This is a genomic window from Planktothrix paucivesiculata PCC 9631 (genome assembly GCF_900009265.2).
GTDB classification, from domain to species: Bacteria; Cyanobacteriota; Cyanobacteriia; order Cyanobacteriales; family Microcoleaceae; genus Planktothrix; species Planktothrix paucivesiculata.
This window is the reverse complement of the sequence record NZ_LR734991.1, coordinates 29,349-50,529: the sequence shown is the minus strand read 5'-3', so window position 1 is coordinate 50,529 and position 21,181 is coordinate 29,349. Positions and strand designations below refer to the sequence as shown.

Here is a 21,181-nt window from a genome sequence, read left to right as displayed (position 1 = left end):
CGTAATTCGTAATTCGTAATTCGTAATTCGTAATTCGTAATTCATAATTACCCTAAAGGTTCATCACGACGGTCAACAGCACGAAGGCGGCTTAATCGCTCCGTTGCCCATTTTGCCATTTCTTGAACTTCAGGGTCGGGATCATCCATGGCTCGTTGTAGAATTTGACTCATTTGGGTGGCTAAATCATAAATTCGGGTTAAATCTCGAATGGCATTTTTTCTGACTTCTGCATTTTCATCTTGAAGGGACAAACTTAATGCTCGGTTTAGGGGTTTTAAGGTGCGAGTTCCTATTTCTGAAAGGGCGGCTAAAACTAAACTGCGTTGATTTGAGTCGGAATTAATTAATAATTCTAATAATGCTTGAATTGCCCGAGAATCTCCGGCTTGAGCCAGTTCCCAAATGGCATTATTCCTAATATTGGGGTTAGTCTGTTTTAAATCATTAATCCACTGTTCCTGGGGATCGAGTTTAGAAGCATGGGCAGCGTCTGTTATTAATGAGGAACTCGCCGGGTGTGGTGACGGTGGGGTATCGGTTTTAGAAATTTGTAATGCCGCCTGTTGATGACTATTCTGTTCTGAGAACTGGATCACGGTGGGAGCCGTTTGGGGGGGTTCCTTGACCGATGGGGCAGGGCTGGGGTCAGATTTGGGGAGGGTTGGCGCCTGAATATCAATAACTTTGCCTTCTTCGGGATCGGAGGGACTGATGAGCCGAATTAAGATTAAAATAGCCCCGACCGTGATAATTAAAGCCCCTACCCCGAGAATTAATGCTTTTGAGGGGAGACGGAAACCTGATTTTTTGGCGGGTGGGGGTGTTTTTGCGTCTGGGGTCGGGGGTTTTTCGGGGTTAGTTTGGGCGAGTTGCCAGGATAAATCGGAACCCCCTAAAGGTAGAGTGGTGAAGCGATCACTTGTGTTTGTCAGGGCTTGGGTTTTGTTGTCAACCGCAGCCAGAGTCCTACTACTGAAGTAGGATGTTCCACCCCAGGAGGCAATATAGACCAATAGAAATAGGGTCAGGCGATAAAAAGGAGCCATAAGACTCAATAAATTTGTAATTGGCTAGGGTGGATATTCAGGGAATCAATCGTTTTGTTAGTTTAACCTGTAGTTGCAAGAAACCTGATAAAAATGATCGGAGATGGCCAATTACCAGAACGCAAATTTATTGCCACCGAACCTCTATTTTTAGCGGGAGAACAGGCGGAATCTCAAGTCTGGACTGGCATTTGTCAAAGCTTTATCCAACGAGATTGTATTGCCTATTGGCGCTATCCGATCTTCTCGAAACTGGGACGGTTTCGCAAGGAACCTGATATTTTAATCGTAGATGCAGAATGGGGATTAATTATTATTGAGGTGAAATCAATCACGATTGAACAAATTCTCGGGATTAGAGGTCATCTTTGGGAACTACAAGAATTTTATACCACCGAATTGAACCCTTATCAACAGGCCGAATATCAATTATATGCTTTATTAGAATATTGCCATTTAGAAAAAATTCTTCGTCAACAGGTTGCGGGTCGTGTATTAGTCGCCTTACCCCGGATTCCTGCATCTCAATGGCAGTATCGAGGATTTGATCTGCTCCCGAGTTGTCCGCCGATTTTATTTCAAGACGATTTAACTATAGGGTTAGGGGAAACTGGGGAAAAGTTGGGTTTAATCGAACGGATAAAAACAGCACCGTTGGTAGCAAAAGGGGGGATAATGTCCCCGGAACAATGGCAGGTGTTAAAGGCGGTAATTAGTGGGACGCCGTTATTAAGGACGCCGACTCGCCGATTTTTTTTGAGTCCAAAGGATTATTTGGAACCCTCTTTAACCCGCAGTGCGGTATTAGAAACGGTCAGACAACGTATTTCTGAATTGGATTTACAACAGGAACAAATTGCTAAGGTAATTCCCCCAGGGCCACAACGAATTCGCGGAGTTGCAGGTTCAGGAAAAACCGTTTTATTATGTCAAAAAGCGGTACAAATGCACCTAAAATATCCAGAATGGGATATTGCCTTAGTATTTTTTAGTCGCAGTTTATATGAACCGATTTTACAACAGGTCGATCAATATTTAAGGCGATTTAGTTGTAATCAAATCAGCTATAATCCTGAAAATTCTAAATTAAAAGTTCTCCACGCTTGGGGAGCTAAGGATCAACAGGGTTTTTATCGAACTATTTGTCAAGCCGCGGGGGTTTGGAGCCAAAGTTTACAACAAACGACTCGTTTAAAAGCTAATGAATCTTTCGCAGAAGCCTGTTTACATTTATTAAAATCCGCAACTATTCCCACTATTTTTGATGCGGTTTTAATTGATGAAGGTCAAGATTTTATGGTGGATGATGACCTGAAATTTGAGGGAAAACAACCTTTTTATTGGATGGCCTATCAAGCCTTACGTCCGGTGGAAGTTGCCAAGGGTAATAGTGCTGAAATTCCGCAAAAACGATTAATTTGGGCCTATGATGAAATCCAAAGTTTAGAGAGTTTAAAGATTCCGACGGCGAGTGAGTTATTTGGCGATGAATTGGGACAATTAGTTACAGGGGAATATGGTAATGGAATTCAAAAAACCGAGATTATGTCTCGATCTTATCGAGTCCCCGGAGAAATTTTAACGGCGGCTCATGGTCTGGGTTTAGGATTATTACGTTCCCAGGGATTATTAACTGGAAGTGTTTGGAAAGAAGACTGGGAAATGATAGGCTATGAAGTAATTTTGTCTACTTTAAAAACAAAGGGAAAATCTCTTTTTAATGCTTCTATTAAAACCGGAGAAACGATTACTTTAAAACGTTCGGCAGAAAATTCACTTAATCCCATGGCTCGGTTATGGAAAAAACCTTTGATTGAATTTGAAGCCTATCATTCCCGTTCGGCAGAATTAATTGATTTATGCGATCGCCTAATTTATAACTTAAAAATTGATGGGTTGCGTCCGAGTCGAGAAATTTTAATAATTGTTTTAGGAGTCGGTGGGGAAGCGATACAATTGCAAACTTATATTGCTAACTTTTTAATTCAGCAAGGCATTGATATTTTTATTCCTGGAACAGCAGATTGTAATATTCTAAAACCTAGTTATGCCCATGGGAATCAATTTTGGTGTGAAGGTGCGGTGACGATTTCTCGGATTTATCGAGCTAAGGGACAGGAAGCAGATATGGTTTATATTGTCGGTTTAGAGCAAATTGCGATCGCAGAAAATAATCTTAATTTTCGTAATCAATTATTTGTCGCCATGACTCGTTCTCGAGGTTGGTTACGATTAACTGGTTTAGGTTCCTATCCGCTTTATGAAGAAATTTCACAGGTGATCAAAAGTGGAAATACTTTGACATTTCCCCTAATATTTTCACCTCAACGAGATATTAGTATTAGCACCAGGGGGGAACTGATGCGAAGATATAAAAATGGCGATCGCAATTTTCAAGGCGTCAACCTATCGGGTCTGGATTTAACCGGAGTCAATTTAAGTTATGCTAATTTAATTGGAGCTAATCTCCAAAATGCCAATCTCACCCAAGCCAACTTAAAACAAGCTAAATTAGTCGTAGCGAATTTAAGTCAAACCGAAATGACCGGTGCTAACTTACAGCGAGTCAAGTTAGTCAGTGCCAATTTACAACAGACCCGATTGAATGCTTGTGATCTCAGACGAGCAGACCTGAGCTATGCCGATCTCAGTCAAGCACAATTAATCGGTGCTAACTTAAAAGATGCTAATTTAAGTGGGGCTAATCTGGCTCGGGCTGACCTTTCCCGTGCCAATCTCCAGGGAACTGTTCTCCCTTGCACAGAAGCGAGTTTGAATGGGGAGGTATTACCCGAGGGTCGGATATGAACATCATGAACACCCAGCCGGTGAATAACCCTCGCCGATCCACTATGATTAAAAGAGTTTGGGATATCATATCCGTTATTCGTTGATTCCCAATTGCTTCGTAACTTGCCTTTCCTAACCGATAACAATTGAACTGGTGACTGTTGACTAACCCACACCCCCTTTCCGGTTTCGATAAGCGAGAATGCCGTTATGATCACTTTACCTGGCTATCAGATTCTTAACCCTATTTATAACGGATCGAGAACACTCGTTTATCGTGGAATTCGGTTGTCCGACCAGTATCCTGTGGTGATTAAATTATTACGCAGTGAATACCCAACAGTAGCATCCTTGATCGAATTTAGGAATCAATATCGGATTACTAAAAACCTAAATATAGAGGGAATTGTTCCGATTATTGATTTAGAAACCTATGCTAATGGGTTTGCCTTGATTATGGAAGATCAAGGTTATATTTCACTGGCAGATTATTGGGTGAGTCGAGAATTTACCTTGGGTGAATTATTGAGAATTGCCACGGAAATTACCAGAATTTTAGAACAGTTATATCAACATCGAATTATTCACAAAGATGTCAAGCTGCAAAATATTTTAGTGCATCCCCAAACCCTAAAAATTCAACTAATCGATTTTAGTATTTCCACCCAACTTGACCGCCAAAATCAGGAAAATTTCAATCCCCGAGGATTAGAAGGAACCTTAGCTTATATGTCCCCTGAACAAACGGGAAGAACCCATCGAGGCATTGATTATCGCACGGATTTATATTCTTTAGGTGTTACCCTTTATCAATTATTCACGCGCAAACTTCCCTTCCAATCTTCCGAACCTTTAGAGTTAATTCATGCCCATTTAGCGCTCTCCCCCTTGCCTCTAGTTGAAATTAGACCATCTTTACCATTAATATTAAATAATATCGTTTTAAAATTGATGGCTAAAAATCCAGAGGAACGGTATCAAACCCCATCAGGATTATTACATGATTTAGAATTTTGTTTAGCACAGTGGGAAACAAGGGGGGATATTCCGCTATTTCCTCTAGCAACCATGGACTTAAATGATCGTTTTATTATTCCTAATAAGTTTTATGGACGGGAATCAGAACTAGCTCGTTTAAGTTCAATTTTTCCAGAGATTAAATCCAAAATTATTGTAATTACAGGTCAATCGGGCATCGGGAAATCCTCCCTGGTTCAAGAGTTTTATCAAAAAACTATCCAAAATCAAGGTTATTTTATATCCGGTAAATTTGATCAATTGAGAAATAATACCCCCTTTGGGGGATGGGTACAAGGAATTAAACAATTAATTCAACAAATCTTAACAGAAACTCCAGCAAAAGTTGAAGATTGGAAAACCAAACTGATAGAAGCATTAGGAGAAAAAACCCAGGTTCTCGTTGATGTGATTCCCGAACTTAAATCTTTATTAAACCAGCCCGTTTTAACTTCTGAATTAGAAGCAAATCTTGATCAAAATCAGTTTAATCGTTTAATCCTAAACTTAATTCAACTTTTTGCTCAACCAGCCCATCCCTTAATTATTTTTTTGGATGATTTACAATGGGCAGATCTCGAATCTTTAAGATTAATTCAGGTGTTAATGAGTCCTGAAAATTTATCTCAAGCCCTAGTCTTAATTCTAGCCTATCGGGATCAAGAAATCGGAGAAACCCATCCTTTAACAGAAACTCTACAAACCTTAAACAATTTAGGAACTCCGATTGAACAGATTGTTTTAAATCCCTTAGAAGAATCTGCGATTAATCAAATGATAGCAGAAACATTAGTTTGTTCTTTAGAATTAGCTCAACCCCTAACCAAATTAGTTAACCAACAAACCCAAGGAAATCCTTTTTTTGTACGTCAATTTCTCCAGTCCTTATATACAGAAGAACTAATTTGGTTTCATCCGCCTCAATCTTCCCTGGGCGATCAGAATTTAGTTGGGGGTTGGCAATGTGATTTAACCGATATTAAGACTCGTTTTGTTAACCCTAATATTTTAGATTTAATTGTTTATCAATTACAGCAATTACCCGAAACCACCCAGGAAGTTTTAAAATTTGCCGCCTGTTTGGGTCACCAATTTAATGCTTTTGATTTAGCAACGGTCACAGAAACCGCCTATATAGAAACCTTACAAGCCTTAGAAGTTGCGGCTCAGGCTCAATTGATTGTGGTTGTTAAAGAAATTTATCCCTTTTATTCCCTGGAAAGGGAGGTAAGATTGGGTTCAAAATTTGATCCCGATGAAACTTTGCCCCTATTACAATCGGGAGTTGATCAATATAAATTTATTCATGATCGAATTCAACAAGCTGCCTATCTTTTAATTCCCAATTCTCAACGACAAGCGACCCATTTAAAAACAGGCAAGTTATTATTAAATCAAATTAAAAAACAGTTTAATCAACCTATAGAAACAATTTTAACTGAACTTTCACCGGAACTGTTATTAAATATTATTAATCAGTTAAATTTAGGTGTGGGTTTAATCAAATCTGAACCCGAACGTCATCAATTAGCCCTATTTAATTTAATGGCTGGACGAAAGGCAAAAATAGCCACTGCCTATCCAACGGCGATTGGACATTTAGCGATTGGAATGGGATTATTGACCGCCAAAAGTTGGGAAACGGACTATCCATTAACCTTAGAATTGTATACAGAAGCCACAGAAGTGGCGGCCCTGAGTCAAGATTTTGAATCTCTGAATGATTGGGGTAAAATTATATTAGAACAGGCTAAAACCCTATCAGATAAAGTTAGAATTTATGAGTTATTGATTCAAGGATACAGAATTCAAAATCAAGATCAAAATGCTGTGAATCTGGCTTTAGATGTTTGTCAACAACTGGGTGTTAGTTTAGGGAATGATTCCGGTTTAGAAAATTGGCAGGAATTAAAGCAAAAATTTATAACTTATTTAGGGGGAAGAAACCCGTTAGAATTATTAGATTTACCCAAATTATCCGATCCTAATTTAGTCGCTTTATTTGCTATTTTAACCGCCGCTTTTCCTTCAGCTTACGTTATACTCCCTGAACAATTTCCTTTGTGGGTGGTCACATTAGTGAATTTATCCGGTCAGGAAGGAAATACCGCTTTATCCAGTTTAGTCTATGCAGCTTTCGGATTTATTCTGTGTACTCAAGGAGATATTGAATTAGGGAATCAAATGGGAGAACTGGCTTTAGAATTGTCCTGCAAATTAGGAAATAATGAATTAAAAATTAATGTTAAAAAACTTGTTTATACCCTAATTAAACCCTATAAATATTCCTTAAAACATCTGTTATCACCCCTGAAACTTTACTCATTTCAAGCTCAAGAAATAGGAAATAGTGAGCAAGGTTATTGTCTGGCGCGATCGTATCTGGAAATAGCGAATATTGTTGGCAAAGATATATCGGAACTCGACTCCGAAGTTGAGCAATTTTTACATCTGTTTCGAGAGTTAAAATCTCCATCAGAACTTGTGGTCATGACCCACTATGATCAAACCTTAAAAATTTTAAATAGCCAATTAGATCTAAAAACCCAACTTGATGTTTCCAGGTATTTTGAAAACCCGACCCCAAAAATTAGTGAAATTGGGCATTCTTCCCAGGAAATTTCATTTCAATTGGCTTTAAACTGGATGATTTTAACCTATAAATTAGGAGAATTTCAACAGGCGCGAGAATGGTGTCAACAAGCGGAATTATATTTAGATGGACAAACTTATTTTGTTTTCTTGCCGATTTTTTACTGTTATCAATCTTTAATTAATCTCGCTTTCTATTCTGAATATTCGGCGGAGCAACAGTCCCAGATTTTAGAAAAAATTGCCTTAAATCTTAAAAAACTAAAAATCTATTCAACTTTGACCCCGGTGAATTTTTCCCATTATTTTTATTTAGTAGAATCCGAATATAACCGAATTCAAGGGAATTATGTTAAAGTGATGGAAGCCTTTGAACAAGCGATTGATTGGGCTAAAACCCATCAATTTATTCAGGAAGAAGCCCTCGGTTATGAATTAGCGGCTCAATTTTATTTGGATTGGGGAAAAGAAAAAATTGCTCGAGTATACTTAATCGATGCCTATTATGGTTATGCCCATTGGGGTGCTTTTGCTAAAGTTAAGGATTTAGAACATCGTTATCCTCAACTTTTAGATTCAATTTTGGAACAAATTATTGTCCCTAAAACCGGAGTTACAATTAGTACAAATACCGAAGAAACGATTATATCAAGTAGTAATGGAGGTTCGGCGGCTCTTGATTTAGCGACGGTAACAAAAGCGTCTCAAGCCCTATCTCAAGAAATTGATTTAGAGCAGCTTTTGAGACGATTAATTCAAGTCGTGATTCAAAATGCCGGAGCGGAAAAATGTTGTATTATTTTGTCAAAATCGGGAAAATTAGTGATTGAAGCGATCGCCCGTTTAAACTCTTTAAATGGAGAATCGATTGAAATTCATTCTCTACTAAAATCCCTACCCGTAGAGGAGAGTGAAAACCTGCCTCTTTTAATTCTGAATACGGTGATTCAAACCCAAGAATTTGTGATTTTAGCCGATGCTCGTCAAGAAGCGCGATATCGTCATGACCCCTATTTAGAACACCATCAATCTAAATCTATTTTAATGACTCCGATTCAAAATAGAGGGAAATTGATTGGGATTCTGTATCTTGAAAATAACTTAACAACCGCAGTGTTTACCCCCGAAAGATTAGAAGTTCTGAAAATCCTATTTTCTCAGGCTGCAATTTCCATTGATAATGCTAAACTCTATTCTCAAGTTAAAAATAATGAACGACAGATGACACAATTTTTAGAAGGGATTCCCGTGGGTGTTGCTGTTTTAGATCCGACGGGAAAGCCCTATTATACCAATCAAAAAGCTCAGGAATTACTCAAAACAAAAGTTATTCCCGGGGTGGTCTGTGATGCCCTATCTAATATTTACCAAGCCTATCTTAACGGGTTTCAAAACCATCTATCCTATGCCCCGATTCCCGATTATCATTTCTCTAATTCGACCCCAGACACCACCTTTATTTTAGAAGTAAATCAAGGGGATGAAACCATTTTGATTGAAAATTGGGTGACACCAACCTATGACGAACAGGGGGATTTAGCCTATGCAATTCTTGCTTTTCAAGATATTACCAAACGTCAGCAAACCGAACGAGCTTTAAGACAAGCTGAAGAAAAATATCGCAGTATTTTTGAAAATGCCAGTGAAGGCTTATTTCAAACCACACCCACAGGACGTTATATTAGTGCAAATCCTGCCCTAGCCAGAATTTTAGGTTATGATTCTCCCTGGGATTTAATGTCGATGATTACCAATGTTCAAGAAGAAATTTATGTTGATTGTGAACGCCGGGAAGATTTTAAACGATTAATTGATCAGCAGGGAGAAGTCTCAGGATTTGAATTCAAAGCCTACCGTAAAGATGGCAGTATTATCTGGATTTCTGAAAATGCCCGGGCTGTATTTAACGAACAGAATCAATTGCTGTATTATGAAGGTTTTGTAGTTGATATTACTGAACGAAAACAAGCCGAAGAAGAACGAATTCAATTTATGCAAAGACTCTCAGAATTAAATCTTCATTTAGATCAAGCCCTAGATTCTGAATTTGAATTAACTGACGCAGCAGCGCGATTTGTTCCCCATGAATTTCTTTCTTTTTTAGGCTATGAAAGTATTGTAGAAGTGCAGTTGGGGGCGGCTGTTCAAAAAGAAATGTCGATTTTATTTGCTGATATTCGGGATTTTACTAGCCTGTCTGAAGATATGACTCCCGAAGATAATTTTAAATTTATTAATGCTTTTTTAAGTCGCATGGAGCCTGCAATTGTCGATAATTATGGGTTTATTGATAAATATATTGGGGACGAAATTATGGCTTTATTTGGTGGATCTGCCGATGATGCTGTGCGGGCTGGAGTTGAAATGATTACCCGACTAAATGACTATAATGAAACCCGCCAACGCCCCGAGCGTCCCCCGATTAAAATTGGCATTGGAATTAATACTGGCGGATTAATGTTAGGAATTGTGGGGGGTAAAAATCGCCTGGATAGTACGGTAATTAGTGATTCGGTGAATGTGGCATCTCGAATTGAAAATTTAACTAAAAATTATGGGGTTTCTTTATTAATTACCCACTGGACTTTTATGGCTTTAGAAGACGCCAATCAATACGCGATTAGAATTATTGATCGGGTAAAAGTCAAAGGAAAATCCGATGCTGTTACTGTCTATGAGGTGTTTGATGCGGATTTACCGGGGATTAAAGCGGGGAAATTAATCACAAAAACTACCTTTGAGTATGGATTAATGCAGTATTATTTAGAACGTTACTCAGAGGCGGCGAAATTATTCCAAGAATGTCTGGATCGCAATCCCCAGGATCAAGTGGCTCAAATTTATTTAGAACGATGTTTATCGAAAATGAGTAATGGGTAATTACGAATTACGAATTACGAATTACGAATTACGAATTACGAATTACGAATTACGAATTACTAATGGGTTATGAGTTATGGGTAAGATATACAATTTTTAATAAACAAGCTAAAATCGAAAACTAGAATAATAATTAATCTTATTCTAAAAACAGAAAATAGATTACCACTACTCATTACCCATTACCCATTACCCATTACCTAATTATGAGCGATCTGTATATTTCTTGGACAGAATACCATCAGAAAATTGAAACCTTAGCGCAAAAAGTTTATGACTCCCAATGGCAATTTAATCAAATTGTCTGTTTAGCACGGGGAGGGTTGCGAGTGGGGGATATTTTATCTCGGATTTTTGATCAACCCCTGGCAATTTTATCCACGTCATCCTATTCTGGATTTGGGGGTAAAGTTCGAGGAGGAATTAAACTCGCTGAACACCTAACGATGACAACAGACACATTAGGAAGTCAGGTTTTATTAGTAGATGATTTAGTGGATTCTGGGGTTAGTTTACAAGAGTCTATCGGTTGGTTAAAATCCCGTTATCCTGAAATTCAAGAGATGAAAACCGCCGTTTTGTGGTACAAAAGTTGCTCGGCGATCGCCCCTGATTATTATATCGATTATCTAGCGGATAATCCTTGGATTCATCAACCCTTTGAATGTTATGAAAACTTTAATTTAGCCAAGTCAGAATAGCCCGGTTGAAAAATATATTGATGCCATCCCTAAAAATCTACTACCCACTACCCTGTTACTGAGCGAAGTCGAAGTATTACCCATCAACCATTCGTAATTCGTAATTCGTAATTCGTAATTCCCCATTCCCCATTCCCCGATAGATTGCAAAATCTTAATTTTACCCCGGGAAAGTATTTGATTTTTTTACCAATTGGGGCGTGCAATTGCCAAATCCTGTGTTATTCTAAAAGGCGTAAACACTGAACGAATTAAACCGTTTAGGGAATCAAGGAGGTGATGCCCATGATTGAAGGTAGTAAACCCATGGGTCACTTGATTGGAAAATGCCGGCTGTGCGCCGGGGCTGTCCTCTAGTGCCAAGTCTGTGTTCTGTTAGGACACTTGTTGACCTAGATAACCGGACTTATTAGAGTGATCTTCCGGCAGTCAGGTTCCGATTCAAGAGACCCGCTAGACCGCTCTCGCCCGATCTGGAATGGCAAAGGCTAAAACCAGGGCTGGGTGAGGGCGGATAGTATTTTTTTTATAATCAATTTATTTTTATCCCCAATAATCCCATGGTTGCACTACTCAATTCTAGCGAAATTAAAGAACTTTCTAGTCAAGTTCCCGACTGGAAAGTGGAAGGAAAGCATTTAAAAATAGTCAAAACCTTTAAAGATTTTATTGAAGCAATTGCATTTGTGAATAAACTTGTTGAACCTTCGGAAACGGCTGGACATCACCCCGATATAGAAATTTCCTATAATAAGGTGACCATTAGCTTAACCAGTCATGATGCTGGGGGTTTAACAGCAAAAGATTTTGCCCTAGCGCAAGAAATTTCAGCACTGGTTTAATTCAAAGAATACTGCTGATTGTTTATGATAGAATACTTTATGATCCTTTGCTATTTCCCCATTTGAATTCGCAGCTTTAGCTGTGTGGAAAAGAGATGATTTTTAGTAACCCCAAGTTCTTGCCTGAATTTGATGAACAAGCGGAACTGATTGAGAAACTTCTCGATATTGGTACAGCCTTATCTGGAACTGAAGATTTAAGCTCCCTGCTCAATTTAATTTTAACCAAAAGTCGTGAAATTACCTCCAGTGATGCGGGAAGCGTATATCTTCTCGATCACAGTGATAACACCTCAAAATTACTGTTTAAAATCGCTCAGAATGCGTCTTTACCCAACTTATCTTTTAAAGAATTTGCTATCCCTTTAACTCCTCGGAGTTTAGCCGGATATGTGGCTTTAAATGCGGTTTCTTTAAATATTCCCGATGCTTACGATTTACCCATACATGAACCCTATCAACTGGATCGGAGTTTTGATGAAAATATTAGTTATCGTACCCGTTCAGTTTTAGTAGTTCCGATGCAAAACCGCAAAGGGGAAGTGATCGGGGTCTTACAATTAATTAATCGTAAGGTTAACCATGATGTCAAGATTACGCCAGAAAATGCGGTAGAAGTTACACAATCCTATTCTAAATGGGAGGAGCGAATTTTGCGATCGCTGGCTTCCCAAGCAGCTATTTCTATTGAAAGAAACCATTTACAAGACAGTATTGAACATTTATTTGAGGGGTTTGTTAAAGCATCGGTAGAAGTGATTGAAGCCCGAGATCCTTGCACCTGTGGTCACTCAGAAAGAGTTGCAGAATTAGCCGTTCGTTTGAGTCAAGAAGTGAATCAAACTAACTTTGGTTCCCTCTCTAATATTACGTTTAGTGAGCGTCAACTGCAAGAATTACGCTATGCAGCTTTATTACATGATTTTGGAAAAGTGGGGGTTCCCGAAGCTATTTTAACCAAACCGAAAAAACTCTATCCTTCTCAATTAGAGGTCATCCGTCATCGATTTGCCCTAGCTCAACGCACCTTAGAAGCAGAATCGATTCAGACAAAATATGAACATTTGCTGCAACATTCTGCCCAAAAGCTGCCCCAGGAAGAAGAATGTGTATTTTGTAAATCTCTGCAAGACTCGGATACAAATTTATCACAATCTGTTAATAAATTAAGCAAATATTGGACGATTTTATTAGAAGCCAATGAACCAAAAGTATTAGCGGAAATTCCCTTAAATCAACTGCGAGAAGTTGCCCAAATAACCTACCGCGATTTAGATGGAGAAATGAAACCTTTATTAACTCCAGAAGAAATCGATCAACTATTGGTTCATCAAGGGACTTTAACCCCAGAAGAACGAGAAAGTATTGAATCCCATGTTAGTTATACCTACGCATTTTTAAAACAAATTCCCTGGACAAATGACTTAAAAAATGTTCCCATGATTGCCTATCGACACCATGAAAAACTGAATGGAACTGGGTATCCACTCGGGTTAACAGCCCTGGATATTCCTATTCAAGCCCAAATTATTACGATCGCCGATATTTATGATGCTTTAACGGCTGGCGATCGCCCTTATAAAAGCGGATTACCCACCGTTACCGCTTTAAAAATTCTACAACAAGAGGCCTCTAAAAATACCATTAATGCCGATTGTTTAGAACTATTTAAACAACGCAAAGTTTATGAAGTATTAGGACATAGTATTGATGTGGTGATGGAATTAGCCTAGAATTTTATCGTTGAATACTGCGAGGATCAAGGGCATCCCTTAACCCATCTCCTAATAAATTAAAGGCTAAAACCGTTAAAATAATTAAAATGGCGGGCGGCCAAATCAACCAAGGTTGTAAGACTAAAATTGAGGCATTGGTGGCAGAAGAAAGTAAATTTCCCCAGGAGGGATCGGGGGGTTGGATTCCTAATCCAATGAAACTTAAAACCGATTCTGAAATAATAAAACTAGGAATTGATAAGGTAGCCGAAATAATCAAATAAGTAGCGGTTTGGGGTAAAACATGACGAGTAATAATATACAACGGACTGGCTCCAATTGCCCTTGATGCTTGCACAAATTGTTGTTCCTTAATTGATAAAACTTGCCCTCGAATCACCCGCGCTAAACCTGCCCAACCAATAAAAGAAATAATCACCACAATCAATAAAAAACGCTGGGTACTGCTAATTTTTGGAGGTAAAATAGCTGCTAATGCCACCAATAAATACAACCCTGGAATCGTCATTAAAACTTCAACAATTCGCATAATAAAACTATCTAACCATCCCCCAAAATAGCCAGAAATTCCCCCAAAAATCATTCCTAACGGGAAAGAAATCATAATTCCTACTAATCCAATACTCAGACTAACTCGCCCCCCATGAACTAGGCGACTAAACTGATCTCTAGCCTGTTCATCTGTGCCGAGTAAGTTGATTTTCCCAGGCCCCACCGTCCCGAATAAATGACGATTAAAAGGAATGATTCCTAGCAGTTTATAGGGTTCTCCAGGCACAAATAATCGCACAGGACTTGGCTGACTTCGATCAACATTAATGGCTCGTTTTCCGGTTTCAATATCAACGGGGCCTTGGGTTGTAGGATAAACATGGGGGCCAATCCATTGCCCCTGTTGATCATACCAATAAATTTGGGTCGGGGGTAATAAAGAAGCATTCAGTTGAGATTGATATGGGCTATAGGGAGCAACAAAATTCGCCGCAATTACCACCAAATAAAATAACAGTAAAATTCCGGCTCCCAATTGAGCTAAAGGATTCTTTTTTAGTCGTTGCCACCATTTCATAGTTCAGATTTTTTCACTCTCAAAATACTAAAATTGATCTTTATTTTTGGAAATATTTTCCTCTATTCCCCTGTTACTGAGCGAAGTCGAAGTATTCCCCATTCGTAATTCATAATTCCCCTCTTATACCTCATCTTGTGAATTTAAAGGATTATAAAAAAATGAACCCGTTTGAGGGGGTAAAGTCGGATCAAAAACAACTTCCACAATACTTTTAATCACCCCTGCCATGGGAATTGCTAGAATAAATCCTAGTAGTCCTCCGAGTTTTCCACCTAATAATAAAGCGCTGAAAATCACAACGGGGCTTAATCCCGTTAAATCTCCCATAATTCGAGGAGCAACAATATTGTCTTTCACTTGTTGAATGGCAACCGCAACTGCTAACACTTGTAAAGCCATCCACCAATCAATAAAAGCCACAATAACGGTGACACTCCCAATGCCTAATGTCGCCCCCACAAAGGGAATAATTTCCAGTAATCCAATGACAACCGCAAATAATAGGAAATAGGGCACTTTAAGCATAAAAAAGGCAATGGTTAAAGTCGATGCCATAAACACCCCTTGCAAGGTTTGTCCCAGGACAAATTTTTTCAAATTTCGTTTAAGAGAAATCGTGATTACTTCTCTAATTTGTGGGGAGAGGATGGTGATTAAAATTTTCCATAATCGTTCCCCATCTAATAACATATAAAAGGCAATTACTAAGATAAAAATCAAGTCAAAAAACCAATTAAATGTTCCGAGAACTATACCCAAACTCCCGGCAAAAATGGGTTCAATGGTTCCTTGAATCTTGGACAAGAGTTGTTGCTGTAAAATTCCTACATCAAAGGGTAAATTGCGGTCAACACTCCAGACTTGAAATTCTGCTAACTGTTGTCGTCCCGATTCAATTAATTCGGGTAAGCGAGTAACGAATTGTCGTCCCTGATTGAAGACGGGAGGGACAATAGTTAACCCAATAATTACAAAGGCTAAAATAGCCACTAAATAGACTAAAGCTGCCGCTAGACCCCGAGGAATAAAGCGCTCTAATTTAGCTACGGCATAGTTTAGTAAAAAAGCAATTAATCCAGAGGTAACTAATAAACTAATTAATTCTCCAACATAGCCTAATAACTGAAAACTTAACCAACCCACTACTAAAATAAGTAAACAAGTGAGTAACCGATTTTGTAAGGGCGAAAAAATAGAATTGCTCATGGGAAAAATCGAAACCTGAAAACCTACAGTAGTTTACCCTATTTTGGCATATAACGGGGAATAGGGAATAGGTAATTAACTATTAACTGTTAACTGATGACTGATGACTGATGACTGATGACTGATGAGGGTTGATACACCCCCAAATATTACAAGCGATTTATAATTGCCTCATTCTTGATACAATTACTTTACTTATAAACTCAAATCCATAATTATTCACCCGTGCAGGGGGCAGAAAACTTAACCGATGAATTTAATTAAGAGTCTAACTCCAATTCTGGCAAAATTAAAGGATTTTTTAATCGAAGTTAGCCGATTTTGTCAATCCCGAGGAGTTGTTTTTGCAATCAGTATGGGGGTACTTAGTCGCAGTCTTATTTTATTAGCATTTTTTATAACTGCCCAATTGCATCAGGTTTCCTCTGAAGCAGAAACATTAAAAATTGTATGGGGTTGGCAAATATTTTCGGCTTGGGATAGCCCCTTATATCAAGGTATTGCTACCTCTGGATATGAATTAATTAATCAGACCGAACCTGGTGGAAATGTGGCATTTTTCCCCCTATTTCCTTTATTGATTCGTGGGTTAATGAATTTAGGTTTAACCTTTGAAGTGGCAGGAACTTTAATTAATAACTTTGCTTTTTTTGGGGCTTTAATTTTACTCTATAAATGGGTTGAAACCACTAATAGTTCTCAAGTTGCCCGTTGGGTGACGGCTGTTTTAGCTTGGTGTCCTCTCTCTGTTTTTGGCAGTGTAATTTATACTGAAGGTTTGTTTTTATTTTTGAGTACCGCTGCCCTACGAGCATTTGATTTAAAAAAATATCCCCAAGTAATTTTATGGGGAAGTTTAGCCACGGCTACCCGCATTACTGGACTGGCTTTAATTCCGGCTTTTATAATAACATCCTGGCAACAACGAAAGCCTAAAGTTGCCTATTTATCCGGTTTATTAAGTGGTTGTGGTTTATTATTTTATAGTCTCTATTGTTGGATAAAATTTAATAATCCCATTGCTTTTATTACCGTCCAACATACCCAATGGCAACGCCAAACAGGATTTGATAGTCAGGGATGGTTAAAAATGATCATGCAAATTTTGATCGGTTCTCAGAATTGGAAACAAGGCACAATAGTAGACCCTTGGCATCCACTTTTAGTGATCATAATTGCTATAATAGGATATTGTATTTGGCGGTATCGACATCAATTAGGAAGGGCAAAACTTGATTATAGTTTATTTATATTAATGATCATTTTATGGCTAATTGCGGGTGATCCTTTCCTGAATACAACGATTATTTTAGGGAGTGGTTATTTACTCTGGTATTTACGTCATCAAGTGAGTTTAGTCGCGGTTAATTATGGCTTTTTTGCCTTGGGTTTATTATTGGCTTCTGGGGGAACTATTTCTTTAAGTCGTTTAGTTTACGGAATTGTTTCCACCAGTCTCGCCCTGGGAGTGATGTTATCCCATCATCGCCGTTGGGGTTATCTAACCTTGGGATTTTTTGCCCTGTTACTGATTAGTTTTTCAGTCCGCTTTGCCCAACATCTTTGGGTGAGTTGAGGGTTAATCAAATACAAAAATAATGATATAATTAAGGTTAAAGTTTCTGAAAAGGAGAAATGATCATGAAAATCAACAGTCAGAATAAAACTCATTTTTTTGTCCCCTTATTAGTCGCTTCCACCGTATTAACCTTAACCCCCACCATCGGTTTTATTCCCCCAACACTCGCACAAAGAGCTTTAGATTTTGCCACCCAGGGCTGTCGCGGTGTACCCCAGGAAGCCTATTTTATGACACAGAATTATCATATTAATATTTGTCGTGGACAAGGGGGGTTATTGATGGTAGTCAGCTTTAGAAATGAACAACTTTTTGATCGATTTCCGGTTCAAGCGCAGGGAAATAGTTATGTAGGAACGTCTCAAAAAGCCTCCTATCAAGTTAACTCGACTACCTTTATCATTCAACCCCATAATAATCCCAGACCGATTACAGAAAGGGTATTAAGAATGCAAGGAAATCCCGTCAATCAAACACCCCAAGAGTCAAAAGTTACCGGAACAGTTACTTACCGTCAACGGATTGCTTTACCGCCCAATGCAACAGTTATTGTTAGATTACAAGATGTGAGTCGTTTTAATAACGCGCCTCGAACGATTACTCAACAAACAAATCCTTTACGCGGTCAACAGGTTCCTGTTCCCTTTTCTTTAATTTATAATCCCAATGATATTCAACCGAATGGGATTTATATTATTCGGGCTGAAATTTATATTGATGGGCGATTAACTTGGGCTAATATGAATCAAGATCGAGTGATTACTCAGGGTAATCCTAATACTATAGAAATTATTGTTCAACCTGTAAATTAGAATATAATGGGATAAAAGTCAAAAAATATGATCTTTTTTTCTGACAACAAAATCAAAATTAATCCCGTATTAATGGGAGTTGTTATTAGTAGTTTGATTTTGTTTGCTTGTAGTAGTTTACGGCATTTTTTCTTTCAATCTAACGCCTATGATTTAGGAATTTTTGATAATGGCATTTACTTAATTAGTCAGGGACAAGAACCCTTTGTTTACTTTCGAGGGTTACATATTTTAGGGGATCATGCTGCCTATATTTTGTATATTATTGCCCTATTTTATAAAATTTACCCCGATATTCATTGGTTATTTGCTATTCAAGCAATTTGCCTTTCCCTCGGTGCATTACCCACTTATCAACTATCTTTACAAGCGGGATTAAAAGAAACCCAAGCTCAAACCCTAGGATTTGTCTATCTATTATATCCTTTAATTTTTAATGTTAATTTATTTGATTTTCACCCCGAAGTTATTGCCTTACCAGCAATTTTATATGCTGTTTTAGCCGCTAGAAATAATCATATTTTAGGCTTTATTATCTCAGTTTTTATTATTTTAGGCTGTAAAGAAGTTTTATCTTTAGTATTAATAGCCATGGGGATTTGGTTATGGATATTTGAGAAAAAACGCCGTTGTGCTGCGATCGCAATTATTTCAGGACTTGGCTGGTTTTTCCTCTCTACAGAATGGATTATCCCCCACTTTTCCCAAGCGCCCCCCATCGCCGTTGGAGTCTATAGTTTCCTGGGAAATTCTCTATTTGAAATCACCTTAAATATTATATTAAAACCTGGATTAGTATTAAGTAAAATCTTGACCTTAGCTAATTTAGAGTATTTATTTTTACTCTTAATTCCCTTAATTTGGGGACTCTCTTGGCGACATTTAACTCCTTTAATGGGGGCGGCACCAATTTTATTTTTAAATCTGTTAGCCGAAAATCCCCAAATGAAGAACTTAACCCAACAATATTCCTTAACTATTTTCCCATTTCTTTTATTAGCTATTATTGCCAATTTATCCACAGGGGGAGGATGGATAAAACAAAAAAAATGGATAATTTTATGGTCTTTAATTTGCTTTTTCGCCTTAGCTAAATATGGTTATTTCGCCTCCCGATATCTCCAAACCCTCGATAATTGGCAAGCTACACGGGAAGCCCTAACCTATATTAAAACCCAAAATCCGGTGTTAACAACGGATAAAATTGCCCCCCACCTCACCCACCGTCCTATCCTCCAATTAGCGATCCAAGGACGAGAACAGACCGATTTAGAACCCTTTCAATATGTTTTATTAAACCAACGTCACCCCGGATGGCCGAGTTCTCCCGAATTAGTGAGCGAATTAGTAAATCGATTAAAAAATCATCCTGATTTTCAATTAAAATATCATCAGGATGATGTTTGGTTATTTGAACAAGATTCTGTTTTAAAATAATCTTTCGTTGTTGGGATAAAGCCCGGAAAGATGGGGCTAAAGCCCAACAACAAGCCCAACAACTTTTAATTATTTAGACTGAGCTTGAGTTCCCTGTTTAGTTTTGGAAATTTCAGCACCGAGAATTTCCAACCCCTTCACATATTGAGGATCACTCGTTGTCCCCACTTTAGTCCGATCTTTTCTTAATTCATCCCGTTGTTTTTCGGTCAGTTCAACTTTAACATCCGGTTGAATTCCTTCATGGTTAATATCTCGACCACTGGGGGTAAAATACTTAGCAATAGTTACGGCTAAACCTGAACCTTTTCCCACGCCTCTAACCGACTGAACTAACCCCTTTCCAAAGGTTTTTGTTCCTACTAAAACTGCCCGTTTATTATCCTGTAATGCACCAGATAAAATTTCGCTGGCACTGGCTGATCCACCATCGACTAAAATTACTAAAGGTTTAGTGGTTAAAGCCCGATTATTTGCCTTTTGACGGTCGGTTTCACCCTGACGATCAACCGTAGAAACAATATCTCCTTGATTCAGCCACATCCGCGCAATTTCAATACTAGAATAGAGTAAACCCCCCGGATTTGAGCGTAAATCTAGGATATAACCGGAGACATTTTGTTTTTCTAAATCATTAATCGCTTCTCGCATTTCTTCTGAAGCATTGGCGCTAAAAGTATTTAGGCGAATATAACCAATATCTCCCCTAGAACTAGGATTTTTAGAAGCACGAACCGGATGGATTTCAATGCGATCGCGAGTAATATTAAAATCCAAAGGTTTATCGCCCCGAAGAACTTTAATATTAACCTTCGTACCCACTGGCCCGCGAATTAAACTCACCGCTGCATTAATATCCATGCCCTCGGTACTACGGCCATCAATTTCGGTAATAATATCCTGGGATTGAACTCCAGCACTAAAAGCGGGAGAATCCTCAATTGGTGAAATCACCACTAACTTTTTCGTGTCTTCATCCTGGGTTAATTGAATCCCTACCCCCGTCAACTCCCCGGAGGTGTCAATTTGCATATTTTTGAATTCTTCGGGGTTCATGAAGCGAGTATAGGGGTCATCTAGCTTCTTCAACATTTCCCGAATGGCTTTGTAAGCCTGTTCGTCGTCGGTATAGTTCCGGTTTAAATATTCGGTGCGAGTAGCCGACCAGTCCACCTGATTAAATGTGCCATCCACATAACTTTTGTGGATCACCTGCCAGACTTCATCAATCAACTCCTTTGGGCTTTCCCGAAAAGAAGCCTGACTCGAAAGATGAATCCCCGCCCCCGCAACAGTTACAGCCGTTAACATTACTGCCGTTGCCCCAAGAACCAGCCCACTTCTTGAAATCACCATCGGTTTGCTGAACTAGAAAATAGAAATTTTAATATCAATACGCCCAATTTAGCACAGGTTTCAGCTTTCGGGTTTTCAGAAGCCCTCACGAATCAAAACTCCCCCTACCTCC

Annotated in this window: 12 protein-coding genes; 8 read left to right on the top strand and 4 right to left on the bottom strand. The window is 38.5% G+C overall.

The features are described 5' to 3' along the window. Positions 1–47: 47 nt before the first annotated feature. The gene (locus PL9631_RS02525) at positions 48–1,049 is read right to left on the bottom strand and encodes a HEAT repeat domain-containing protein (protein ID WP_083616660.1); all 1,002 of its coding nucleotides are present in this window, start codon (positions 1,047–1,049) and stop codon (positions 48–50) included. 93 nt (positions 1,050–1,142) lie between these two features. On the opposite strand from PL9631_RS02525, the gene PL9631_RS02520 reads away from it, so the two are divergent. From PL9631_RS02520 to PL9631_RS02500, 5 genes are all read left to right on the top strand, one after another. After that, positions 1,143–3,857 carry a pentapeptide repeat-containing protein gene (locus PL9631_RS02520; protein WP_083616658.1) on the top strand — a complete coding sequence of 905 codons (2,715 nt, stop codon included), beginning with the start codon at positions 1,143–1,145 and terminating at the stop codon, positions 3,855–3,857. A gap of 192 nt (positions 3,858–4,049) precedes the next feature. Continuing rightward, a complete protein-coding gene (locus PL9631_RS02515) occupies positions 4,050–10,328 on the top strand; it encodes an AAA family ATPase (RefSeq protein WP_083616656.1) in 6,279 nt (2,092 codons plus the stop codon). A 206-nt stretch (positions 10,329–10,534) separates the two neighbouring features. Then, the gene (locus PL9631_RS02510) at positions 10,535–11,029 is read left to right on the top strand and encodes a phosphoribosyltransferase (protein ID WP_083616654.1); all 495 of its coding nucleotides are present in this window, start codon (positions 10,535–10,537) and stop codon (positions 11,027–11,029) included. Between the two features lie 560 nt (positions 11,030–11,589). Beyond that, entirely contained in the window at positions 11,590–11,871 is a 282-nt protein-coding gene (locus PL9631_RS02505; RefSeq protein ID WP_083616652.1) for a 4a-hydroxytetrahydrobiopterin dehydratase, read from the top strand. 95 nt (positions 11,872–11,966) lie between these two features. Next, the gene (locus PL9631_RS02500; protein WP_083616650.1) at positions 11,967–13,604 is read left to right on the top strand and encodes an HD-GYP domain-containing protein; all 1,638 of its coding nucleotides are present in this window, start codon (positions 11,967–11,969) and stop codon (positions 13,602–13,604) included. 4 nt (positions 13,605–13,608) lie between these two features. Here the strand turns inward: PL9631_RS02500 and PL9631_RS02495 are convergent, their stop codons facing one another. Both PL9631_RS02495 and PL9631_RS02490 read right to left on the bottom strand, forming a co-directional pair. Beyond that, positions 13,609–14,676, bottom strand: a complete 1,068-nt coding sequence (locus PL9631_RS02495; protein ID WP_083616648.1) for an ABC transporter permease — start codon at positions 14,674–14,676, stop codon at positions 13,609–13,611. A gap of 123 nt (positions 14,677–14,799) precedes the next feature. Then, entirely contained in the window at positions 14,800–15,885 is a 1,086-nt protein-coding gene (locus tag PL9631_RS02490) for an AI-2E family transporter (protein WP_083616646.1), read from the bottom strand. Between the two features lie 250 nt (positions 15,886–16,135). Between PL9631_RS02490 and PL9631_RS02485 the strand changes: the two genes are divergently transcribed. The 3 genes from PL9631_RS02485 to PL9631_RS02475 all read left to right on the top strand — a co-directional run bounded on the left by PL9631_RS02485 (position 16,136) and on the right by PL9631_RS02475 (position 19,713). Continuing rightward, positions 16,136–17,461: a hypothetical protein gene (locus PL9631_RS02485; RefSeq protein WP_231516615.1), complete on the top strand. Its 1,326-nt coding sequence runs from the start codon at positions 16,136–16,138 to the stop codon at positions 17,459–17,461. Positions 17,462–17,526: 65 nt separating this feature from the next. Continuing rightward, positions 17,527–18,276, top strand: coding sequence for a YbaY family lipoprotein (locus PL9631_RS02480; protein ID WP_197046238.1), 750 nt, complete (start codon positions 17,527–17,529; stop codon positions 18,274–18,276). Between the two features lie 27 nt (positions 18,277–18,303). Beyond that, positions 18,304–19,713: a DUF2079 domain-containing protein gene (locus tag PL9631_RS02475; RefSeq protein ID WP_083616642.1), complete on the top strand. Its 1,410-nt coding sequence runs from the start codon at positions 18,304–18,306 to the stop codon at positions 19,711–19,713. Between the two features lie 69 nt (positions 19,714–19,782). Here PL9631_RS02475 and ctpC read toward each other — a convergent pair whose 3' ends face one another. Further along, on the bottom strand, positions 19,783–21,069 hold the full coding sequence (gene ctpC, locus PL9631_RS02470) for a carboxyl-terminal processing protease CtpC (RefSeq protein ID WP_197046237.1): 1,287 nt from the start codon (positions 21,067–21,069) through the stop codon (positions 19,783–19,785). Between the last annotated feature and the right edge of the window lie 112 nt (positions 21,070–21,181).

Coding starts and splice junctions, on each gene's coding strand:
- PL9631_RS02485 (WP_231516615.1), top strand. CDS start 16,136: ATGAATTTAATTAAGAGTCTAACTCCAATTCTGGCAAAATTAAAGGAT.
- PL9631_RS02510 (WP_083616654.1), top strand. CDS start 10,535: ATGAGCGATCTGTATATTTCTTGGACAGAATACCATCAGAAAATTGAA.
- PL9631_RS02525 (WP_083616660.1), bottom strand. CDS start 1,049: ATGGCTCCTTTTTATCGCCTGACCCTATTTCTATTGGTCTATATTGCC.
- PL9631_RS02480 (WP_197046238.1), top strand. CDS start 17,527: ATGAAAATCAACAGTCAGAATAAAACTCATTTTTTTGTCCCCTTATTA.
- PL9631_RS02475 (WP_083616642.1), top strand. CDS start 18,304: ATGATCTTTTTTTCTGACAACAAAATCAAAATTAATCCCGTATTAATG.
- PL9631_RS02495 (WP_083616648.1), bottom strand. CDS start 14,676: ATGAAATGGTGGCAACGACTAAAAAAGAATCCTTTAGCTCAATTGGGA.
- PL9631_RS02490 (WP_083616646.1), bottom strand. CDS start 15,885: ATGAGCAATTCTATTTTTTCGCCCTTACAAAATCGGTTACTCACTTGT.
- PL9631_RS02500 (WP_083616650.1), top strand. CDS start 11,967: ATGATTTTTAGTAACCCCAAGTTCTTGCCTGAATTTGATGAACAAGCG.
- PL9631_RS02505 (WP_083616652.1), top strand. CDS start 11,590: ATGGTTGCACTACTCAATTCTAGCGAAATTAAAGAACTTTCTAGTCAA.
- PL9631_RS02520 (WP_083616658.1), top strand. CDS start 1,143: ATGATCGGAGATGGCCAATTACCAGAACGCAAATTTATTGCCACCGAA.
- PL9631_RS02515 (WP_083616656.1), top strand. CDS start 4,050: ATGATCACTTTACCTGGCTATCAGATTCTTAACCCTATTTATAACGGA.
- ctpC (WP_197046237.1), bottom strand. CDS start 21,069: ATGGTGATTTCAAGAAGTGGGCTGGTTCTTGGGGCAACGGCAGTAATG.